This window comes from Fructilactobacillus sp. X2R5C3, assembly GCF_059901325.1.
In genome coordinates, this window is the sequence record NZ_JBWXUY010000020.1 from 1 (window position 1) to 269 (window position 269).

Sequence of the window (269 nt, forward strand, 5' to 3'; positions counted from 1 at the left end):
GGATAAGTCGGCCACGCTTAAAAGTGAGGTCTCTTCTAAAAATCGCTACGACATCTATTCTCCAACTGAGATCATCAGAACCGCCAAGAGTGGCAAGCAGGGATTACTCACGAGTGAAACCACCAGTTTGACGGGGGAATTGGTCAAAAACATTGAAACTTACCACGTTGAATCGGTAAAGGAAGTTTCTCGGGATAACCAGAAACACTTTATTAATACCCTTAATTCTGATAACTCACTGATGTTGAACTATGGAAGCGAAATTCCAG

1 protein-coding gene is annotated in these 269 nt (G+C 42.4%); it reads left to right on the forward strand.

Going from position 1 to position 269, the window contains the following annotated elements:
• Nucleotides 1–269: hypothetical protein (locus AC6UDE_RS06990; RefSeq protein WP_500697032.1), on the forward strand; the 269-nt coding region annotated here is incomplete at both ends.